The sequence below is a fragment of the Amnibacterium sp. genome, assembly GCF_025463795.1.
Lineage (GTDB): Bacteria > Actinomycetota > Actinomycetes > Actinomycetales > Microbacteriaceae > Amnibacterium.
Map to the genome: position 1 here is coordinate 1 of NZ_JAODBE010000156.1, position 18328 is coordinate 18328.

An 18328-nucleotide genomic window follows, 5' to 3' on the forward strand; every position below is an offset into this window, starting at 1 on the left:
GACACCGGCGACGTCCCGGAGGGTCGGCGCCCTCCCGGACCCGCCGTCGGACACGGTCACCCCTTGAGGCCCGATGCGGCGACGCTCTCCACGATGTGCCGCTGGGCGAGCGTGAAGAGGATCATCACCGGCACGGATGCGATGACCGCACCCGCCATGACGATGCCGAAGTGCGTCGAGTAGGCGCCCTGCAGCACCGCGAGTCCGGGCTGCAGCGTCTGGTTCTCCGGGCTGAGCAGCACGTAGATCGGCCAGAGGAAGTCGTTCCAGTTGGCGAGGAACGACAGGACCGCGAGCGTGGCGAGCGCCGGCCGCGACAGCGGCAGGATGATCTGCAGGAAGATGCGGATGTCGCCGGCCCCGTCGAGGCGCGCCGCCTCCTCGATCTCGCCGGGCAGGTTGATGAAGAACTGCCGCAGGAAGAAGATGCCGAACGCCCCTGCGGCTCCCGGGACCGTGATCGCCCAGATCGTGTCGAGCCAGCCGAAGTTCTGCACGATCAGGTAGTTCGGGATGAGGAAGATCACCGGCGGCACGAACAGCGTGAGCACGATCGCGCCGAACACGAGCTTCTTGCCCGGGAACTCGAGCCTGGCGAGCGCGTACGCACCCATCGACGCCGTCACCAGGATGATCAGGGTCTGCAGCACGCCCGCCGCGAGGCTGTTCAGGAACCACCGCAGGATGGGCTCGTTGCTCGTGAAGAGCGTCTGGTACGCCTCGAACGAGAACGGGTTCGGGAACGGCGACGCGGGGTTGTTGATCGCGTCCGAGTCCGTCTTGAACGAGGTGAGCACGATCCAGGCGAGCGGCAGCAGGATGATCAGCGCGCCGAGCACCAGGACCGCGTACAGGGCGACCTTGGACCAGACGCGGCGCGCGCTCGGGCGTCGTCGGCCCGTCGTCGCGACCGGCCTGGGGGCCGCCGAGGTGGCGGTGGGCAGAGTGGACGTCGTCATGAGGCTCAATCCCCCGAGGTGCGGCTCTGCAGCCGGAAGTTGATGATGCTGATGATCGCGAGCACGGCGAACAGCACGTAGCTCATGGCGGAGGCGGCACCCATCTGGTTCTGCGACAGGCCCTCGTCGGCGATGTACATGATCGCCGTGCGGGTCGCGTGTCCCGGGGCGCCCTTGGTGAGGAGGTACGACTGGCCGAACATGTTCGCGGACGACAAGATCGTCGTCGTGGTGACGAAGGCCATCACGGGGCGCAGGCCGGGGAGCGTGACGCTCCAGAACTTGCGGATCGCGCCGGCGCCGTCGATGCCGGCGGCCTCGTAGAGCTCGGCGTTGATGCCCTTCAGCCCGGCCAGGAGGCTCACCATGTTGAAGCCGGAGATCCACCAGACGGTGACCCCGACGAGCGAGATCCAGGCCCACGGCACGTCGACGGTCCAGGGGAAGTTCTGGGTGATGCCGAGGCCGTCGAGCAGGTTGTTGATCACGCCGTTCTGCGGGTCCAGCAGGTAGCGCCAGACCACGCCGATGACGGCGACACCGAGCACGTACGGCGCGAAGAAGATGGCCCGGAACACCGTCCCCCCGCGGAGCCGCTGATTGAGCAGCACCGCGACGAGCAGCGGGATGGCGACGAGGAACGGGACGCTGAAGACGGTGAAGATCGCCGTCGCGCCCATGCTCAGCCAGAAGTCGCCGGAGGTCAGCGACCCGGGCGTGAAGAGGTTGATGTAGTTCGAGAGCCCGATGAACGGGTGGATCGGCAGCAGTGGGTTCCACGAGTGGAGGCTGATCCAGATCCCCCAGATCGCCGGGGCGACCACGAACACGAGGAACAGGATCAGGAACGGCGCCAGGAAGAGGTACGCCGTCAGCGTGCGGCGGCCGCTCGGCCGCCGCGGGCGCGTGCGGCCGCTCGGCCCCCCGGAGCGGGTGCTCCGGGGGGCCGAGCGCGCGACGGTGGTGTCAGCCACCGTATTGCTGCTTGTTCTGCGCGAGCAGCTTGTCCGCCTGCGACGCGGCGTCGTCCAACGCCTGCTTCGGCGACTTCTTCTGGAGGACCGCCTCATTGACCGCGGTGGTGATCGTCGCCTCCGCGTTCGGGATGCCCGGAGCGGTGGTCTCGAAGTGCGCGTACTGCAGCTCACCGAGGAACGGCTTCAGGTTCGGGTACTGCGACGCGAGCGACGCGGCGTTGCGGACCTTGTTCGCCGCCGGGAGCTCACCGCCGCCGGCCCAGACCGTCGAGTGCTCGTTCATCCACTTGACGAACACGGCGGCCGCCTGGGTCTTGTTCTTGTCCTGACCCTTGTTGTTGACGAACGCCCAGTCGGTCGAGCTCGACCAGACGGCCTTCTGCGAGCCGATCTGCGGGACCGGAGCCGCGGCCCACTGGTCCTTCAGCAGCGCGGTGTTGCTCGTCTGCCAGATGCCGTTCCAGTTGAACGCGTTCTTGCCGGCGATGAGGGCGTTGATGTTGCCGTCCTGCGCGACCTTCCCGGGGCTGTAGCCCTGCTTGACCAGGTCCACCATCCACGTCAGCGCCTGGACGCCGGCCGGGGAGTTGAACGTCGCCTTCGACACGTCCTTGTTGAACAGGTCGCCGCCGTACTGCCAGAGGAGCGACTCGAACTCGAAGGTGCCGGTGAAGACGTAGCCGTCCACCCACTCGCCCTGGATGCCCTTGCTCTTCAGCTTCTGCAGGTCGGAGAGGTAGGTGGCCTTGTCCGCCGGGGTGTCGGTCGGGCTGATGCCGGCCTTCTGCAGCACCGACTTGTTCACGTACAGGCCGAGGGGCGTGACGCTCCACGGGATGCCGTACTGCGCGCCCTGGTAGGCGCCGTGCTCGAACAGGCCGGGCGGGAAGTCACTGGCCGTGTAGCCGAGGTCCTTGATGATGGCGTCGCTCTTCACCAGCAGCCCCTGGGCCGCGTAGGTGGCGATGTCGTCGCCGTGAGCGACGGTGACGTCCGGGCCCTTGCCTGCCTTGATCGCCAGCGGCATCTTCGCGCTGATGTCGGCCCACTGGAGCTCGACCGGGTTGATGGTGATGTTCTTGTGCGAGCTGTTGAACTGGCTCACCAGCTTCTTCAGGATCGTCTGCTGGTCACCACCGGTCCATCCGTTCCAGAACGTGACGGTGACCTTCGGACCCTTGTAGTCGCCGGACTGCACCGCAGTCCCGCCGCCTCCGCCGCCGCCGCTGCTGCAGGCGGCGAGCGTCATGCCCAGCCCGAGCGCCACCGTTGCGGCGATCGCGCGACGGGCGAACCCCTTCTTCATCTGCTCCCCTTCGAGTGATTGCGTGGACCGCGCCGCCAGGAGCCATGGGGCATCCCGGCCGAGTCACGGCTGGCGCTGAAGTTACAGCGCTGGTAAAACGTAAGTCAACTCGCCCGGCCGCACTCGGAGAACGTGTACGGTCCATTTTCAGCAAGGCCGACGGCCGACGCGGGGGATCCGAGGGAGCCGGATGGCCAGGGTGCGACTCGAGGACGTTGCGCGGCACGCGGGGGTCTCCATGAAGACCGTCTCGAACGTCGTGCACGACTTCCCGCATGTCAGCGTGCGGATGCGCGAACGCGTGCAGGCGGCGATCGACGAGCTGGGCTACCGGCCGAACGCGATGGGCCGCGGGCTCGCCACCGGACGCACCGGCCTGCTCGCGCTCGCGCTCGCCGATGTCACGATCCCGTACTTCGCCGAGCTCGCCCGCATGGTGTCGACCCACGCCACGAAGCGCGGATACCGCCTGCTGCTCGAGCAGACCGACAGCTCGCTCGAGGAGGAGCGCGCCATCGTCTCGGCGAGCGAGGCGGGCCTCGTCGACGGCGTGATCTTCCAACCGGCGGCGATGTCGTCGTTCGAGATCGCGAAGCACCGCACCGACGTGCCGATCGTGCTGCTAGGTGAGGGCCCCGCGCCGCTCAGCGTCGATCACGTGATGATCGACAACGTCGAGGGCGCCACCACCGTCACTCGACACCTGGCGTCGCTCGGACGCAGGCGGATCGGCTTCCTGGGGCACGAGCAGGGGCGCCAGACCCAGACGTCGAAGGTGCGGATCATGGGGTATCAGCGGGGACTCGAGCTCGAGGACCTCCCGGTGGACCCGGCGCTGCTCGTGGCCAGCTCGGCGATCTCCGCGGCCGCCGCAGCCGAGGCCCTCGGCACGGCGCTCGACGGGGGCCTCTCGATCGACGGCCTGGTGTGCCGGGACGACCTCGCGGCGATCGGCGCCCTGCGGGCGCTCGCCGAGCGCGGCATCTCGGTGCCCGACGACGTGGCGGTCACCGGATGGGACGACATCACGATGGCGTCGTTCACCCATCCGACCCTGACCACGATCGCCGCGGACACGACCGCGCTCGCCGACGCGGCCCTCGACCTGCTCGAGGAGCGGATCGCCGGCTTCGAGGGCCTCGGCCGGCACGTGATGGTGCCGCACCGGCTGGTGGTGCGGGAGAGCGCTCCGTCCGCCTGATCCTCAGGATTACAGCGCTGAAAATAGGGCACACTTGGCGTCATGCACGACGACGTCTCCGGCGCTGACCTCCACCCTCGTCCTCAGCTGGTCCGCCCGGCGTGGTGTTCGCTCGACGGTGCCTGGGACTTCGCCCACGACGACGCGGACGAGGGACGGTCGTCGGGCTGGGCCGCCGCCTTACCCGCGAGCCGCGCGATCACCGTGCCGTTCCCGCCCGAGTCCGAGGCCTCCGGCATCGGGGACTCCGGCTACCACCCGGTCGTCTGGTACCGGCGGACCCTCACGACGGCGGATCTGGACGCGGCGGGCCGCTCGGCCGCGTCGCCGCGAGTGCTCCTGCACTTCGGCGCCGTCGACTACCGCGCCACCGTGTGGCTCGACGGCGCGCTGCTCGGCTCCCACGAGGGCGGCCACACCCCGTTCGCCTTCGACGTCACCGAGCACGTCACATCGGGCGGCTCGTGGAGCCTCGTCGTGCGCGCGGAGGACGACCCGCTCGACGTCGGGCAGCCCCGCGGCAAGCAGGACTGGCTGCCGGAGCCGCACGTCATCTGGTACGAGCGCACGACCGGGATCTGGCAGCCCGTCTGGCTGGAAGCGGTGCCGGCGATCGCCGTCCGCACCCTGCACTGGACGACCGACCTCGCGACCGCGACCGTCCGGCTCGAGGTCGCGCTCGATTCCGTCCCGGCCGAGGGGACGTCCTGCCGGGTCGCCCTGGGCCATGACGGCGTGCCCCTCGCGGAGGGCTCGGTCGTCGTCACCCGCGACCGCTTCACCGTCGTGCTGCCCGTCGCCGAGCAGGCGAACGGTCAGGGCTACGAGCGGCTCCTCTGGACACCCGACTCCCCCGTGCTGCTCGACGCGACCGTCGAGGTCGCCGGGCCGGCCGGCACCGACACCGTCACCTCGTACCTGGGCCTGCGGAGCACCGCCGTGGAACGGGGCCGGTTCCTGCTGAACGACCGTCCCGTGTACCTGCGGAGCGTGCTCGAGCAGGGCTACTGGGAGGAGTCCCACCTCGCCGCCCCGTCGGCCGACGCGCTCCGGGCCGAGGTGCAGCTCATCCGCGACCTCGGCTTCAACGCCGTGCGGATCCACCAGAAGTTCGAGGACCCCCGGTTCCTCTACTGGACGGACCGGCTCGGCGTGCTCGTCTGGGCGGAGGCGCCCGGCGCGTACGAGTCGTCGCCGACGGCGATCACGAGGACGGTGCGCGAGTGGCTCGAGGTGCTCGACCGGGACCGGTCGCATCCGTCGATCGTCACCTGGGTGCCGCTCAACGAGAGCTGGGGCGTGCAGCACATCGCCTCGACGGCGTCCCTGCAGTCGTATGCACGCGGCATCACGGAGCTCACGCGGGCGATCGACCCGACGCGTCCGGTGATCTCGAACGACGGATGGGAGCACGTCGACTCCGACCTCCTCACCGTGCACGACTACGAGTGGCGGCCGGACGTCGTGCGCGAGCGGTACGGCACGGCCGACGCCTTCGAGCGGGAGCTCGACGGGGTGGGCCCGGCAGGCAGGCGGATCCGCCTCTCCGGCCCGACGGACGGCGTACCCGTGGTGCTCAGCGAGTTCGGTGGCATCCGGTGGTCGCCCTCCGGGTCGGGCGACGCCGACTGGGGCTATTCGACCGCCACCACTGCCGACGACTTCCGCGAGCGGCTCTCGGGGCTGCTCGCGGCCGTGCACGCGAGCCGGGTGCTCGCCGGCTTCTGCTACACGCAGCTGACCGACACCCTGCAGGAGGCGAACGGCCTGCTCACCGCCGACCGGCGGCCGAAGCTGCCGATCGAGCAGCTGCGGGCCATCATCACCGGCGAGGGCGCGTGAACCGGCGCCTCGGCGCCCTCGCCGCGACCACGCTGCTGCTGATGACGATCCCCCTCGCCGGCTGCAGCGGCTCCGGCACGCCCGCGGCCACGCCCAGCGCCTCCGGACCCGGCTTCAGCAACCCCATCAAGTCGAACGGCGCCGACCCGTGGGTGATCAGGTGGCAGGACCGCTACCTGCTGGCCGAGAGCCGCGACGGCGGGATCTGGCTGACCGTCTCCCCCACCGCCGACCTCACCGGGATCGGCTCCGGCACGGAGCACCGAATCTGGACGTACCCCGCCCAGGGCCCGCAGAGCCAGGCCGTGTGGGCGCCGGAGCTGCACCACGTCGACGGCCACTGGTACGTCTACTTCGCCGCGACGACCGATGATCAGAACAACGCGAACCACCGGATGTTCGTGCTCGAGTCCGCATCCGACGACCCCCTCAGCGCCTATACGGACCGTGGACCGGTGACCGGGGGCGCGAACCGCTGGGCGATCGACGGCACCCGCTTCACGTGGAAGGGCAAGGACTACTTCGTGTGGTCCGGCTGGCCGGGCGCGAAGGACGGGCAGCAGAACCTGTACATCGCGCGGATGGCGAGCCCGACCGCTCTCGACGGCCCCGGCGTGCTCCTGTCGAGCCCCACGCTGCCGTGGGAGCGCAACGGCATGCCGATCGAGGAGGGCCCTGAGGCACTGCAGCACGACGGACGGCTCTTCCTCGTGTACTCCGCGAGCGGCAGCTGGACCGACAGCTACTGCCTCGGGATGCTCCACCTCACCGGCAGCGACCCGCTCGACCCCTCGTCGTGGGCGAAGTCCCCGAAGCCCGTGTTCGCGGGGAACACCGATGTGGTGAGCCCGGGTCACGCGTCGTTCACGACGTCGCCGGACGGCCGCCAGGACTGGATCGTGTACCACTCGGCCCGGTATCCGGGCGCCGGGTGGGACCGCGTGATCGACACCCAGCGGTTCACGTGGCGCGCCGACGGCGCCCCCGACTTCGGCAGCCCGATCGGCGCCGATTCCCCGCAGCCGCTGCCGAGTGGCCAGAAGACGGGCTGACCCGCTCCCGATCGCGTCGCGGCGGACGGGCGGGCCGCCCGGGTCAGCCCGCTGCGGGCTTGAGCGCGCGGACCCAGCCGGCGCCGCTGTTGGCGACGGAGGGGATCCAGGCACTGGTCCCGGTCGCGCCGGCGGCGGGCATCGCCCGGTAGGCCAGGTCCGCGTCCTGCCCCCCGTCGGCCTCCCACGCCTCCGTCCACCCCGTCGGCGCGGTGAGCGTCGTGGTCAGGCTGTTCACGCCGACCCCACCGACCAGCATCGCCCCCGGCGTGGACGTCGTGACCGTGGGCACGAGGATGGACGTCGCCGACGAGGTGATGACCTTCGTCGCCGCCACCGTGTCGAACGGCGTCGTCCCGTCGACGCCGTGGAACGTCGTGATCCCGCCGCCCCACTTCTCGGCGGCGGAGAGCCGGAACGCGTAGCTCGACGGCTCGGCGGCGGCGCTGGCGACCAGGTGGTAGTAGGAGAACACGCGTGCGTACGTGGTGTCGGTCAAGGCGCCCGTCACCGCCGTCCACCCCGCCGGGACCGCCGACATGGTCGGGTTCGCGTCCGCGTCGATGCTCGCGACGAGCACGTCCCCGTCGAGCAGGGCGCTGGGCCGCGTCAGGGCGACGGACGTGCTCGCTGCGCTCGCCGTCGCCTTGGTCGAGGATCCCGCGGTGACCGCCCGGGGCCCGCTGCCGACGGCCGCCGCCGCCGTCACCGTCCGGGACGCGGTGTCGGAGCCGAAGGCGTTCGCGACGGTCAGCGTGGCAATGAAGGTTCCGGCCGTCGCATAGGTGTGGGACGGCGAAGGACTGGTGGACGATGCACCGTCGCCGAAGGCCCAGCTCCACGACGCCGGCGAGCCGGCCGACGTGTCGGCGAACGACACCGGCAGCGGCGCGCTCCCCGAGGACGGCGTCACCGTGAACCCGGCGACCGGTGCCGTGCCGGGCGCCGAGGATGCTGCGCCGGCCGGTCTGAGCGCCCGGACCCACCCTGCGCCGCTGTTGCCGCTGGACGGCGTCCATGTGCTGACACCGCTCGCGCCTGCGGCTGGCGCGGCCCGATAGGCGAGGTCGGCGTCCTGGCCCCCGTCCGCCTCCCAGGCCTCCGTCCACCCGGTGGGCGGGGCGAGGGTCGTGGTCAGGCTGTTGAGCCCGACCCCGCCGACGAGCATCGCCCCCGGCGTCGACGTCGTCAGGCTCGGCACCGCGATCGAGGTCGCCGACGAGGTGATGACCTTCGTCGCCGCCACCGTGTCGAACGGTGTTGTCCCGTCCACGCCGTGGAAGTCCGTGATCCCGCCGCCCCACTTCTCGGCGGCGGAGAGCCGGAACGCGTAGGTCGTCGGCTCCGTGGCCGCCTTGGCGACCACGTGGTAGTAGGAGAAGACCCGCGCGTAGGTCGTGTCGGTCAGCGGGTCCGTCACCGCCGTCCAGCCGGCCGGCACCGACGGCATCGACGGGTTCGCGTCCGCGTCGATGTTCGCGACCTCCACGTCGCCGTCGACCACCCCGCCCGGCCTCGCCAGGGAGACCGCGGTCGTGGCGGACGATGCGCTCGCCGTCGTCGACGATCCGGCCGTCACGGCACCGGGTGCACCACCTCCGCCCCCGCTCGAGACCGTGATCTCGCTCGTGCGGGCCACCGAGTTCGATCCCGTGTCGTTCGTCACGGTCAGGGTCACCGTGTAGACGCCGCCGGCCGTGTAGGTGTGCTGGGGGCTCCGGTCGGTCGAGGTCCCGCCGTCACCGAAGTCCCATGCCCACGACGTCGGCGGGCCGGTGGACGCGTCGGTGAAGGACACGGCGAGGGGCGACGACCCCGAGGTGGGCGTCGCCGAGAAACCGGCGCGCGGGGTGGCAGGAGCGCTGCCGGCGCCGAACGGCGAGGTGGTGAACAGATCGGAGAGGTCGGTCGACGTCGCGGCGTCGCCGAGCAGCGGCGTCAGACCGTAGATCTCCTGGATCGTCCGCAGAGTGGATCCGTGGTCGTAGGGCACGCTGCTCGCATAGCCCTTCTTCGCCAGATCGGACACCGCGATCAACCCGCTGGTGTTCGCGCTGCGATTGCCGCTCTCGTCCCACAGCACGAGGATGATGCCGTTCGCCCGGTACGCCGCCGACGCCTGGATCTTCGGGATCTCGGTCTTCAGGAAGTCGTCCGCCTGGCAGCCCATGCAGGACGAGCCCGCGGCGAGCTTCTCGCCCTGATGCCAGTCGTTCGGAACGATGAAGCTGTAGTCCGGCACCGTCCCGTTCGCGAGATCCCCTGCGAACTCGGAGTAGGGACGCTCGTGCCGGATGCAGTACGCGGGATCGCTCTGCACGTCGGTGAAGTAGGCGAACGGGTTGTGATCCTCCGAGTAGGGCGTTCCCGGGTCGCTCACGTTGCAGGTCGCACCGCCGCCCGGGAGGTTCTCGGCGTAGTACCGCCAATCGAATCCGGCGCCGCTCAGCTGCGTGGTGAGGTGCGCCGTCGTGGCCACCGAGTGGTCGGTCGGCAGGTACGACCCGTCGGTCAGGCCCAGCGTGTCACCGGCCTCGAGCTCCACGTAGTTGGGGAGGCTCGGATGGAGGCCGGTGTTGTAGTCGTCGGCGGAGGCGTAGTTCGGGAGCAGCGTCCCGTTCACGTAGGGGAAGTCGGGGTTCCCCTTCACCGCCGACCAGTCGGTGTTCTCCATCATGACGACGAAGACGTGCTGGGCGCCCGGCGCGGGCGCCGCGCTGGCGAGCTGCACGGCCGCGGGGCAGGCGGCGAGTGCGAGCGTCACGGTGGCGCACAACGCCACCCGCGCGACGGGCCGCCGACGATCGGCGTCGAGGAGGATCGTCCGCATGTCCGCACCGGCTCTCGTCGGCGCCCTCTCCGCAGCGGATGCGACGGCATGCAGGGTCCGACGCGCACGCAGAGTACGCCTCGGAGCGGCACTAATCGAGAGGGGATCCGGAGGATCCCGCCGCTCAGCACGGTGGCGGCTCCCCGAGGTCCGGTCGCGACGCGACCGGCACCACCCGACCGGGGTCATCGCACCGGAGCGGGCTCGGCGGGGATGCTCAGGAGGCTCGGCGGACGCCGCGCGGAGGAGTCAGTGCCCCTCGGAGGCGGGCCTGCACTGCACGCAGCGCCAGGCGCTGCGGCCGAGGAACCCGAGGCGGCGGTCCATCGTCGCGCCGCAGCGCCGGCAGAACCGGGCGCTGTACGAGAGTGATGCCTGATCGGGCTGGTATGCGGACATCGAACGCCTGCTTCCGTGAGGCGTTCCGCCTCGATCGGCCGTTCCGCAATCCAAGAAGGGCGCCGCTGGTCGCAGTTCATCCCCGAGGTGAGTCGTCGCACCGGAACGTCGTTCAGTCTACCGGGGGGGATATCTCGGTTAGCGAGGGATGGACAACGGGCGCCCGGCGGTGTACGGGTCGCCGGGGCGCGACTCGGCGACCCGGAACCCCCTGTAACGCCGCCGGTCCGGTCGGACACTCCAGAGTGTGACGGTGGCGGAGGCGTCGACACCTGGGTGGCGGCGCTCGGGGGGAACGGCCGCGCCTTCGCGGAGCTCTTCGGGTCCACCTCTCCTATTTCATCCGAGGCCATTTCGGATGAATGTGGGTACTGTGGACCTCGTGGATGGGGAAGTCAAGGGCCGCCGGTACGTCTCGCCGAAGCGCGCGGACCAGGCGCTCGGCACTCGGGGGCGGATCCTCGACGCGGCGTGGGACCTCTTCACCGCCAAGGGCTATGCCGCGACTTCGATCGCCGACGTCGCGAAGGCGGCCGGCGTCGCCGTCGACACGATCTACGCGACGATCGGGCGCAAGCCGGTGCTGCTCCGCGAGGTCGTCGAAGCCGCGATCTCCGGTGCCGGCCGCCCGGTCGATCCGCTCGAGCGGGGCTACGTGCAGCAGATCCGCACTCGCGCCCGCGCCGCCGAGATGCTCGATCTCTACGCCTCGGCGATCGCCGAGATGAGCCCGCGAACCGCGCCCATCTTCGCGGCCCTCCGCGATGCGGCAGGCACGGATGCGGACTGCGCGGCGCTGGACCGGGAGATCTCCACGCGCCGCGCGGACAACATGCTGCGGATGACCACGGACCTGCGGGCGACGGGCGATCTCCGCGAAGACCTCTCCGACCGTCGCATCGCCGACACGATCTGGGCCACCGCCGGGTGGCAGCACTACCTGCAGCTCACGGCGGAGCGCGGATGGCCGGTCGAGGCGTTCCGGGACCATCTCGCCGACACCTGGAGCCGCAGCTTCCTCAGGACACCGTGACCCGGCCCGAGATCCGCCGGGACGCGCTCACCACTCCCGGCGGACCTCGGCCTTCGGCCCGGCGACGAGCGTCGCCGGCGGCACGTCGTCCGCGACCACCGCCCCGGCGGCGACGACCGCGTCCCGGCCGATCGTGACGCCCGGCAGGATCGTCGCCCCGGCGCCGATCCAGACGTTCTCCGCCACGTCGATCGGCGCTCCGGTGATCCAGCGGCGCCGCTCCGCCGGATCCACCGGGTGACCGAGGGTGATGAACGTCACCTTCGGCCCGATCATCACCCGTTCCGCGAGGCGGATCCCCGCGTAGTCGAGGAACGTGCAGTTCTGGTTGATGAAGACGCGGTCGGCGACCTCGAGGTTGCGTCCGTGATCGGTGAAGAAGGGCGGGTGGATCGTCGTGCCCGGCGGGACCGGCCGACCGAGGATCTGCTCGAGCAGGGCCCCCTTCCGCCGCGTCGTCGAACGGCAGGGCGTTCAGCCGGGACGTGAGCGCGGTGACCTCGAGCACCCGCTCGCTCATCGCCTGGAAGGCCGGCCCGTGGATCTCGAGGAAGCGGTCGGTGCTCACCCCTCGATCCTGGCGGTCTAACGGCCGGACGAACCGCCCTCGGCGGCTCCCACCGGCGCGATCGTGGCATCCGCGGTCGACAGGGACGCGAGCCAGCGCCGGTACTCGATGACCGGGATCTCTCGGATGTGCATGGGTTCCTCGCGTGATGGGTGTCAGCGATGCTTCGGGTGGAGGAGCGGTCGGCGCCGGCCTCCCCAGACCGGCCCCGTACCACTCGCTGCCGGGCGGACGACCCGAACGTCGCGCCGGCGCCGTTCGTCGGCCGGAGGTCTCCGACCCACGAAGTCAGCGGATCCATTGTGACCGCTTGCAGCGTCGGAACAGGTCGACCATCAGGAGGACACCCGGGGTACAAAGCGTGGATCCGCCTACCCCAGATCGGGTCGGATCGGCCCGGACGGCGGATTCCGTGGCTTCCTGGGTATCCACACGGACGTGGCGTGGGAACGCGGATCAAGCGATATCCCGCTTATGGTCCTGCTTCGCACGGCACACGCTTCAGCGCTGCAAACGGGGAAGGCGATCAGATTTGGCGACCGCCCCACCCCGCCTGCCCGCCTTCGCCTCCACTCGCCCCGACCGGGTAGCGACCATCCGGCGATCGGGCCGGATGCCGCATCAGGTGCTCGTGCTGGGCAGCGGCGTGCTGGCCGGCTGGGGTCTGCAGTCGCACGAGGCCGGCCTCCCCGGCGCGCTCGCCGACGCGCTCCACGCCCGATCCGGCCGCGGCGTCGACCTCACGGTGATCGTCGACGCGGAGCTGACCAGCGACCGGGCGTTGGACGCGCTCCCCGGCCTGCGCCTTCGGCGGTTCGACGCCCTCGTGGTCGTCCTGGGCGAGGATCCCGCCGCCCGGCTGATCCGCCCGTCGCACTGGCAGCGGCAGCTGACCCGACTGCTCCACGCCCTCACCTCGCACGTCGACACCGGGCGCCGCGTGTTCGTCTACGACTCCGCGCGGGCGATGCTCGCGAACTCCCACGCGCCGTCGGGGCGCATCTGGCGACGAGCCGGGAAGCTCCACGACCTCACCGCGCGGACGTGCGCGCACGCGGGGGTCCGATTCGCCGAGCTGGCACCGTCGCTCCACCGGATCGGTCTCGGCGGCCGGTTCTCCCCCACCGACTACGCGGCCTGGTCCGATCAGGTCGTCGAGCGGATCCGTCTCGCCCTGCTCGACCTGGACGAGTGGCTCGCCCCGGGCGCCGGACACTCCTACCGGGACAGCGCCGCGCACGAGGAGCTGCGGCAGGCCGCCCTCGACTCGATGCGGCTCAAGGGCGATGCGCCCGGTGAGCTGATCGACGTGATCGTGCGGCGCGCGAAGGCGGTGTTCGGCGCCGACGGCGCCGCGCTCAACATCATCGACGGGGACGAGCAGTGGCAGCTCGCCACGACCCGCGCTGCCGGGGTCACCGTGCCGAGGCAGGACGGCTTCTGCGACGTCACGATCGCGGCCGACGGGCTCACCCTCATCAACGACGTCCGGCGCGACGCACGGGTGTCCGGCCGCCGGCTGGCGAAGGGGCCGACGGGCCCCGGCTTCTATGCGGGCGTGCCCATCCACACCTGGGACGGCTATCGGATCGGCGCGCTCTGCGTCTACGACCGGGCCCCGCGAACCATGCGCGAGTCGGACCTGCAGGAGCTCCACGAGCTCGCGGGCCGCATCGAGCAGGAGCTCTGGACGGAGGCGCTCCGCCGCGAGTAGTGGCGGTGCGCCGCGCGCGTCAGCGTCCGCCGAGCAGCGCGACCAGGTGGCGAGCGCCGCGCGGATGCCGCGTGGCCGATCGATCCGGCCGCCGGTCGGGGACGGCGGCGCGAATGGCGGCCGCCGTCGTCGACGCGGCACGGCCCATCACCGCGAGCGGCGGAGCGGGACGCGCCTCGGGCCGCACGCCCCGGTGGTAGCGGGGGCGGAAGCGCGACCACGGCTCGACGGCGATGAGCGCGAGAACGCCCAGGGACGCCAGCGCGCCGAGCGCGATCACGCAGCCGGCGATGACGAGCACGACTCCGAGCGGGTTCACGCGTCTGGTCTAGTTCACCGGTGGACGTCCGTCGCACCGGACACGGCCGCGGGTCGTCCCCCAGAAGTGGGGGTCGACATGGCCGGTCTCCCCCGGGTCGCCGCGTCACGCGCCGAGGAGCCCCGCGACCAGCGCATAGGTCCCCCAGCCGCCGGCGACGACGAGCACCCCGAGGTAGGCGATCACGAGCCGGGTGTCGCGGAGGAAGCACCGGGAACGCAGCAGTCCTGCACGCCGGGCCCTCCAGTACCCGGCGAAGCCGATGGCGGCGAACACCGCGAGGGCGACCGGCCCGGCGAGCCATCCCAGCAACGCGACGGTGGCGAAGATGCAGAGGCTGAGCGGGTCGTGGGGCCCGCTCTCCTGCGTCTCGGGCAGGTCTCGTCGACGGCGGGCCGCCCCGTCGTCGACGAGCGCCGAGGGCAGCGGCCCACCGGCGATCCGCCGGGCGTCGGCCTCGGCGCTCACGGCTGCGCGGCGCTCTGGTGCACGGTCGGCACCGGTAACCCGACCGCCGGGACCCGGTGCCGTGTGGATCGCACGGATCCCGCCGTGGAAAGGGGCAGCCCGGTGGTGGTGCTCAGCCGCTGACGGCCGAGTGCCGGCCATGCCTGGACGGCGCAGAACGGGGCGCACTGCTGGTCGCCGCCCTCGCTCTTGGTGCCCACGTGCACGCAGCACTGCGTCAGCCGCTCCTCGAGCATCGTGGAGATGTCCATGAACGGCTTGACGGTGATGCGGGTGACCCGGTCGGCGAGGAGCCGTCGGAGGCGCGCGTGCTGGCCGGGCAGCGCTCCGGCCGCGAGCGTGGTCAGGGTCCCGATGCCGAGGTCGCACTGGGTGCAGATGTTCTTCCACAGCTCCGCGGTCCCGGGGTGGGAGAGCGAGGACTGCTCGCTGAGCAGATCCAGCAGGGACGACTTGATCACGGAACGGAGGCTGAGCGGCAGGGCGCTGTCCGCGATGCGGTTCGCGAGGGTGTCGGGTGCGATCTCGAGCCACTCCAGCAACCGGTCGTGCCCGATCAATGCGGCCAGGGAGCGCCAGGTGCCGGAGTCGTCCTTGAGCATGTAGCCGACGGATGCGCAGTGCGGGTGCGAGCACGGCAGCGCGGTGAGGTCGTGCCAGGACACCACCCCGCCCGTCTGCCCGGCGAGCCGGGACAGCACGCCCGTGTGCGTGAGCCGGTCCTGCGGATCGATGCCGTGCCCGCGCCCGGACCCGAACACGGGCTGGATCGCGACCCCGCCCACGAACGGCGTCTCGAGGGCCCGCAGCACGACCGCGCCGATCTCGCCGTCGTTGACACCCAGCGTCGCCGTCATCGTCAGCGTGGTGAACACCCCGGCCTCGGACAGCCGCGAGATCGCCGCCTCCTTGAAGCGGGTCAGGTCCGCGCCCCGGTGGTGGATCGAGGACTCCGGAGACGGCCCGTCGTACTGCAGGTACACCTCGACGCGTTGGCGGTGCTTCGTCAGCAGTGCGAGCAGCTCGTCGTCGGTGGCGATCCGCAGCCCGTTGCTGTTCACCATGATCCGGACGATCGGCCGTGCGACGAGCTCGTCCAGCAGCTCCGCCAGGTACGGGTACAGGGTCGGCTCACCGCCGGAGAGCATCAGGACGTCGAGGCGGCCGTTCTCACGGGAGAGCCGGGTGTCCACGTTCGCCAGCACCTCGGCCAGCGGGGCGACCCCGTGCAGCTGCGGACCCGACGCCGTGAAGCACGTGGGGCACCGCAGGTTGCAGTGCTCGATCACGTCCTCGAGCAGGATGCAGGTGTGCTGCGTCTGCATGGCCGGCAGCCCGAACGCGTACGCCTCCGGCACCTGCCGGTAGTTGTCGGCCGAATCGGGCGTGTGCCGCTTGGTCGGCGCCTGCCATTTCTCCAGGTAGCGGAGGATCTCGGGCGACTCGTCGTAGAGAGTCCGCACGAGCCCGTGGTCCGGGCAGCCGCGCTCGAGCCACACGCGGCCGTCGCGGACCATCAGCGCTCCGGAGAGGCGTCGCACCTGGGCCAGCGGCGGATCCGTCTCGTGGCATCGTGGGCAGAACGCGGTGACGTAGCGGTGGATCCGGTCCCCGCGCAGCGGCTGCCCGTCGCCGAGTGGCGCGCGGCGGATGGTTCCCGACGTGGAGGTCATGCCGTAGTCCGTCCTCTCAGAGGCCTATCCGTGTGATGAGTGCGACGCAGACGCCCGCGCTGACGAGCAGCGAGATCCCGAACCCGATCAGCAGCCCCGCCCCGAACCGCGTCGTGCGCGGGAGCACCGCGAGCACGATGCCGGCGATCAGGCAGGCCACCGCAGGCGCCCAGAAGAGGACTCCGCTCAGCGCAGGGACGCTCGAGACGAGCAGGAAGGCCAGCCCGACGCACCCGCCGATGAACACGACCCCGACGACGATCCCGAGCAGGACCGACCCTCCGGCCCTCGGAGAGGGGGATCCGCCGCGGGGCGCCGGCGGGAGGTCCGGCGGCACGGGTGGCGCCGGCGGGAGATCGCTCATGCCGCCACCCTCTTCTGCTCACGCCCGGCCGGAGCCGCTCTCGAGAACACCACCCACACCCGCCAGGCCAGCAGCGGGATCGTCACGAGGAGGAACCACTGGGGCCGGCTCATCCCGAGCCAGATCAGCTGGTTGCCACGGACGAACTCCACGCCGAATCGGAACAGCGCGTAGGCGGCGACGTAGCAGATGAAGAGGTCGCCGGGATGCGGGACCCGGTCGCGGAACCGCCACATCACCGCGAAGGCGGCGACTTGGAACGCGATCTCGTACAAGAACGACGGATGGAGCGGGACCCCGGCCGGGCCGCCCACCGCGGCCGCCTGACCGGGCGTCAGCACGATCCCCCACGCGGCGCCGGTGGGGGTTCCCGGGAGCTCGGTGAGCAGGCAGCCGATGCGTCCGATGCTCATCGCCAGCGCGACCGCGGGCGCGAAGAGGTCGCCGGTCCGCTCCCGGTAGCGGGTGACGCGCTTGCCGACGTGCACCCCGAGCCAGGCCCCGACCAGGCCGGCGAGGATGCTGCGGTCGCCGGCCGACCACCAGTCGAGCAGCGGGACGTTGCGGGTGACGTCCCACGTGAGGAGGCGCGACCCGACCGCGCCGCCGATGATCGCGAACGCCGCGATGGTCCACAGACGGGAGTCGGTCAGACCGCGCCGTCGTTGCTCGTAGGCGTAGAAGGCCAGCGAGACCGCCACCCCGAGGCCGACGAACCCGTCGTGCACGAGCCCGTTCCCCGCGAACGGCAAGGCGATCACGCCGCCAAGCTAGCGCCGGGAGGTGCCGGGCGGAAGCGGCTCCGGGGTCCGTCGCCGGAGCCTGCGCACGGTCAGGGGCGCCCCTGGGCTCTGTTCCTGCGGATCCGGCGCGCGGCGAGCACCCATGCCAGGACGACGAAGACGAGCCAGCCGAGAAGAAGCACCCCCACAACCATGGGCGATGTCTACGTGCCGGCGGTGGAAGCGCCGGCACGCCCCGCCGCACGGGGGGCGACCGGGCACCCTCTACAGCGCTCGCATCGAGGGCTCGTCCCCCGTTCGTCCTCCAACAGGGGGACAGATTCAGACAGGTCGTTCCACCCATGGCAGCATGGGCGCCATGCCGGTATGGGGAACCGTGCTGCTCGCCGTGCTCGCCGGGTGGCTCCTGCTCAGCGCGCTCGTCGCGCTCGGTGTCGGCCGCGCGATCCGGATGGCGGATCGGCGGTCGCCGCGGAAGCCGCGGGCCCGGACAGCGGGGCGCCGCCTCCGGGCCGTCCCACCACCGGGATGCGACGTCGACACCGAGGACCTCGGGGAGCGTCGGCAGCAGCCGCGCGGCTGACCCTGACGGCAGGGATGCGGATCACGGTGGTGCGGAAACGGTCGGCTACTCGACACATCGCGAGCACCGGCCACATGTACTCCCACCCGCGCAGGGGCCTGTGGGGCGTCACACGAAGCGGAGACGCAAGAAGCCCTGGCTGAGAACAGGACTCAGACCAGGGCTTTCCCGCGGCGTGGCGGGTGAGGGATTCGAACCCCCGAAGGCTACGCCGGCTGATTTACAGTCAGATCCCTTTGGCCGCTTGGGTAACCCGCCTGGCTGCTCCGGCCAGCCTGATGCAGGCTGGCCGGAGGC

16 protein-coding genes and 1 tRNA gene are annotated in these 18328 nt (G+C 71.2%); 6 read left to right on the forward strand and 11 right to left on the reverse strand.

Annotated features, from left to right (window positions below; translation table 11 throughout):
- Positions 1 to 56 precede the first annotated feature (56 nt).
- Genes JWQ92_RS13175 through JWQ92_RS13185 form a run of 3 tightly spaced genes read right to left on the reverse strand, consistent with a single transcriptional unit; the run spans position 57 to position 3242 of the window.
- Positions 57 to 959 (reverse strand): carbohydrate ABC transporter permease, encoded by a 903-nt coding sequence (locus tag JWQ92_RS13175; protein WP_297344917.1) that lies wholly within the window; start codon positions 957 to 959, stop codon positions 57 to 59.
- A gap of 5 nt (positions 960 to 964) precedes the next feature.
- Positions 965 to 1933, reverse strand: a complete 969-nt coding sequence (locus tag JWQ92_RS13180; RefSeq protein ID WP_297344918.1) for a carbohydrate ABC transporter permease — start codon at positions 1931 to 1933, stop codon at positions 965 to 967.
- Positions 1926 to 3242 (reverse strand): ABC transporter substrate-binding protein, encoded by a 1317-nt coding sequence (locus tag JWQ92_RS13185; RefSeq protein ID WP_297344919.1) that lies wholly within the window; start codon positions 3240 to 3242, stop codon positions 1926 to 1928. Before JWQ92_RS13185 ends, JWQ92_RS13180 begins: the two co-directional genes overlap by 8 nt.
- A gap of 190 nt (positions 3243 to 3432) precedes the next feature.
- Here JWQ92_RS13185 and JWQ92_RS13190 point away from each other — a divergent pair, with 190 nt between their 5' ends.
- The 3 genes from JWQ92_RS13190 to JWQ92_RS13200 are packed head-to-tail and all read left to right on the forward strand — an operon-like array spanning position 3433 to position 7337.
- Positions 3433 to 4443 (forward strand): LacI family DNA-binding transcriptional regulator, encoded by a 1011-nt coding sequence (locus JWQ92_RS13190; protein WP_297344920.1) that lies wholly within the window; start codon positions 3433 to 3435, stop codon positions 4441 to 4443.
- Between the two features lie 42 nt (positions 4444 to 4485).
- Entirely contained in the window at positions 4486 to 6285 is a 1800-nt protein-coding gene (locus JWQ92_RS13195) for a glycoside hydrolase family 2 TIM barrel-domain containing protein (protein ID WP_297344921.1), read from the forward strand.
- Positions 6282 to 7337, forward strand: coding sequence for a glycoside hydrolase family 43 protein (locus JWQ92_RS13200; RefSeq protein ID WP_297344922.1), 1056 nt, complete (start codon positions 6282 to 6284; stop codon positions 7335 to 7337). Before JWQ92_RS13195 ends, JWQ92_RS13200 begins: the two co-directional genes overlap by 4 nt.
- 43 nt (positions 7338 to 7380) lie before the next feature.
- Here JWQ92_RS13200 and JWQ92_RS13205 read toward each other — a convergent pair whose 3' ends face one another.
- On the reverse strand, positions 7381 to 10167 hold the full coding sequence (locus tag JWQ92_RS13205; protein ID WP_297344923.1) for a PKD domain-containing protein: 2787 nt from the start codon (positions 10165 to 10167) through the stop codon (positions 7381 to 7383).
- Between the two features lie 781 nt (positions 10168 to 10948).
- On the opposite strand from JWQ92_RS13205, the gene JWQ92_RS13210 reads away from it, so the two are divergent.
- Positions 10949 to 11599: a TetR/AcrR family transcriptional regulator gene (locus JWQ92_RS13210; RefSeq protein WP_297344924.1), complete on the forward strand. Its 651-nt coding sequence runs from the start codon at positions 10949 to 10951 to the stop codon at positions 11597 to 11599.
- A 27-nt stretch (positions 11600 to 11626) separates the two neighbouring features.
- On the opposite strand, the gene JWQ92_RS13215 is transcribed toward JWQ92_RS13210, so the two are convergent.
- A complete protein-coding gene (locus JWQ92_RS13215) occupies positions 11627 to 11875 on the reverse strand; it encodes a DapH/DapD/GlmU-related protein (RefSeq protein ID WP_297344925.1) in 249 nt (82 codons plus the stop codon).
- An 824-nt stretch (positions 11876 to 12699) separates the two neighbouring features.
- Between JWQ92_RS13215 and JWQ92_RS13220 the strand changes: the two genes are divergently transcribed.
- Positions 12700 to 13881 carry a GAF domain-containing protein gene (locus tag JWQ92_RS13220; protein ID WP_297344926.1) on the forward strand — a complete coding sequence of 394 codons (1182 nt, stop codon included), beginning with the start codon at positions 12700 to 12702 and terminating at the stop codon, positions 13879 to 13881.
- Positions 13882 to 13900: 19 nt separating this feature from the next.
- Here the strand turns inward: JWQ92_RS13220 and JWQ92_RS13225 are convergent, their stop codons facing one another.
- The 5 genes from JWQ92_RS13225 to JWQ92_RS13245 all read right to left on the reverse strand — a co-directional run bounded on the left by JWQ92_RS13225 (position 13901) and on the right by JWQ92_RS13245 (position 17466).
- Positions 13901 to 14200: a hypothetical protein gene (locus JWQ92_RS13225; RefSeq protein ID WP_297344927.1), complete on the reverse strand. Its 300-nt coding sequence runs from the start codon at positions 14198 to 14200 to the stop codon at positions 13901 to 13903.
- A gap of 105 nt (positions 14201 to 14305) precedes the next feature.
- Positions 14306 to 14668 (reverse strand): hypothetical protein, encoded by a 363-nt coding sequence (locus JWQ92_RS13230; RefSeq protein ID WP_297344928.1) that lies wholly within the window; start codon positions 14666 to 14668, stop codon positions 14306 to 14308.
- On the reverse strand, positions 14665 to 16341 hold the full coding sequence (locus tag JWQ92_RS13235) for a radical SAM protein (RefSeq protein ID WP_297344929.1): 1677 nt from the start codon (positions 16339 to 16341) through the stop codon (positions 14665 to 14667). The genes JWQ92_RS13230 and JWQ92_RS13235 overlap by 4 nt, the downstream gene beginning before the upstream one ends.
- 16 nt (positions 16342 to 16357) lie before the next feature.
- Positions 16358 to 16705: a hypothetical protein gene (locus tag JWQ92_RS13240; protein WP_297344930.1), complete on the reverse strand. Its 348-nt coding sequence runs from the start codon at positions 16703 to 16705 to the stop codon at positions 16358 to 16360.
- The gene (locus tag JWQ92_RS13245) at positions 16702 to 17466 is read right to left on the reverse strand and encodes a prolipoprotein diacylglyceryl transferase (protein ID WP_297344931.1); all 765 of its coding nucleotides are present in this window, start codon (positions 17464 to 17466) and stop codon (positions 16702 to 16704) included. The genes JWQ92_RS13240 and JWQ92_RS13245 overlap by 4 nt, the downstream gene beginning before the upstream one ends.
- A gap of 340 nt (positions 17467 to 17806) precedes the next feature.
- Here JWQ92_RS13245 and JWQ92_RS13250 point away from each other — a divergent pair, with 340 nt between their 5' ends.
- A complete protein-coding gene (locus JWQ92_RS13250; protein WP_297344932.1) occupies positions 17807 to 18031 on the forward strand; it encodes a hypothetical protein in 225 nt (74 codons plus the stop codon).
- 176 nt (positions 18032 to 18207) lie between these two features.
- Here JWQ92_RS13250 and JWQ92_RS13255 read toward each other — a convergent pair.
- Positions 18208 to 18289 (reverse strand) — tRNA-Tyr (locus JWQ92_RS13255).
- Positions 18290 to 18328: the final 39 nt, after the last annotated feature.

What these genes read in the sequence shown, in the direction of transcription:
- JWQ92_RS13185 (WP_297344919.1), bottom strand. Translation starts at nt 3,242, where the DNA reads ATGAAGAAGGGGTTCGCCCGTCGCGCGATCGCCGCAACGGTGGCGCTC.
- JWQ92_RS13215 (WP_297344925.1), bottom strand. Translation starts at nt 11,875, where the DNA reads ATGATCGGGCCGAAGGTGACGTTCATCACCCTCGGTCACCCGGTGGAT.
- JWQ92_RS13195 (WP_297344921.1), top strand. Translation starts at nt 4,486, where the DNA reads ATGCACGACGACGTCTCCGGCGCTGACCTCCACCCTCGTCCTCAGCTG.
- JWQ92_RS13240 (WP_297344930.1), bottom strand. Translation starts at nt 16,705, where the DNA reads ATGAGCGATCTCCCGCCGGCGCCACCCGTGCCGCCGGACCTCCCGCCG.
- JWQ92_RS13235 (WP_297344929.1), bottom strand. Translation starts at nt 16,341, where the DNA reads ATGACCTCCACGTCGGGAACCATCCGCCGCGCGCCACTCGGCGACGGG.
- JWQ92_RS13175 (WP_297344917.1), bottom strand. Translation starts at nt 959, where the DNA reads ATGACGACGTCCACTCTGCCCACCGCCACCTCGGCGGCCCCCAGGCCG.
- JWQ92_RS13190 (WP_297344920.1), top strand. Translation starts at nt 3,433, where the DNA reads ATGGCCAGGGTGCGACTCGAGGACGTTGCGCGGCACGCGGGGGTCTCC.
- JWQ92_RS13205 (WP_297344923.1), bottom strand. Translation starts at nt 10,167, where the DNA reads ATGCGGACGATCCTCCTCGACGCCGATCGTCGGCGGCCCGTCGCGCGG.
- JWQ92_RS13250 (WP_297344932.1), top strand. Translation starts at nt 17,807, where the DNA reads ATGCCGGTATGGGGAACCGTGCTGCTCGCCGTGCTCGCCGGGTGGCTC.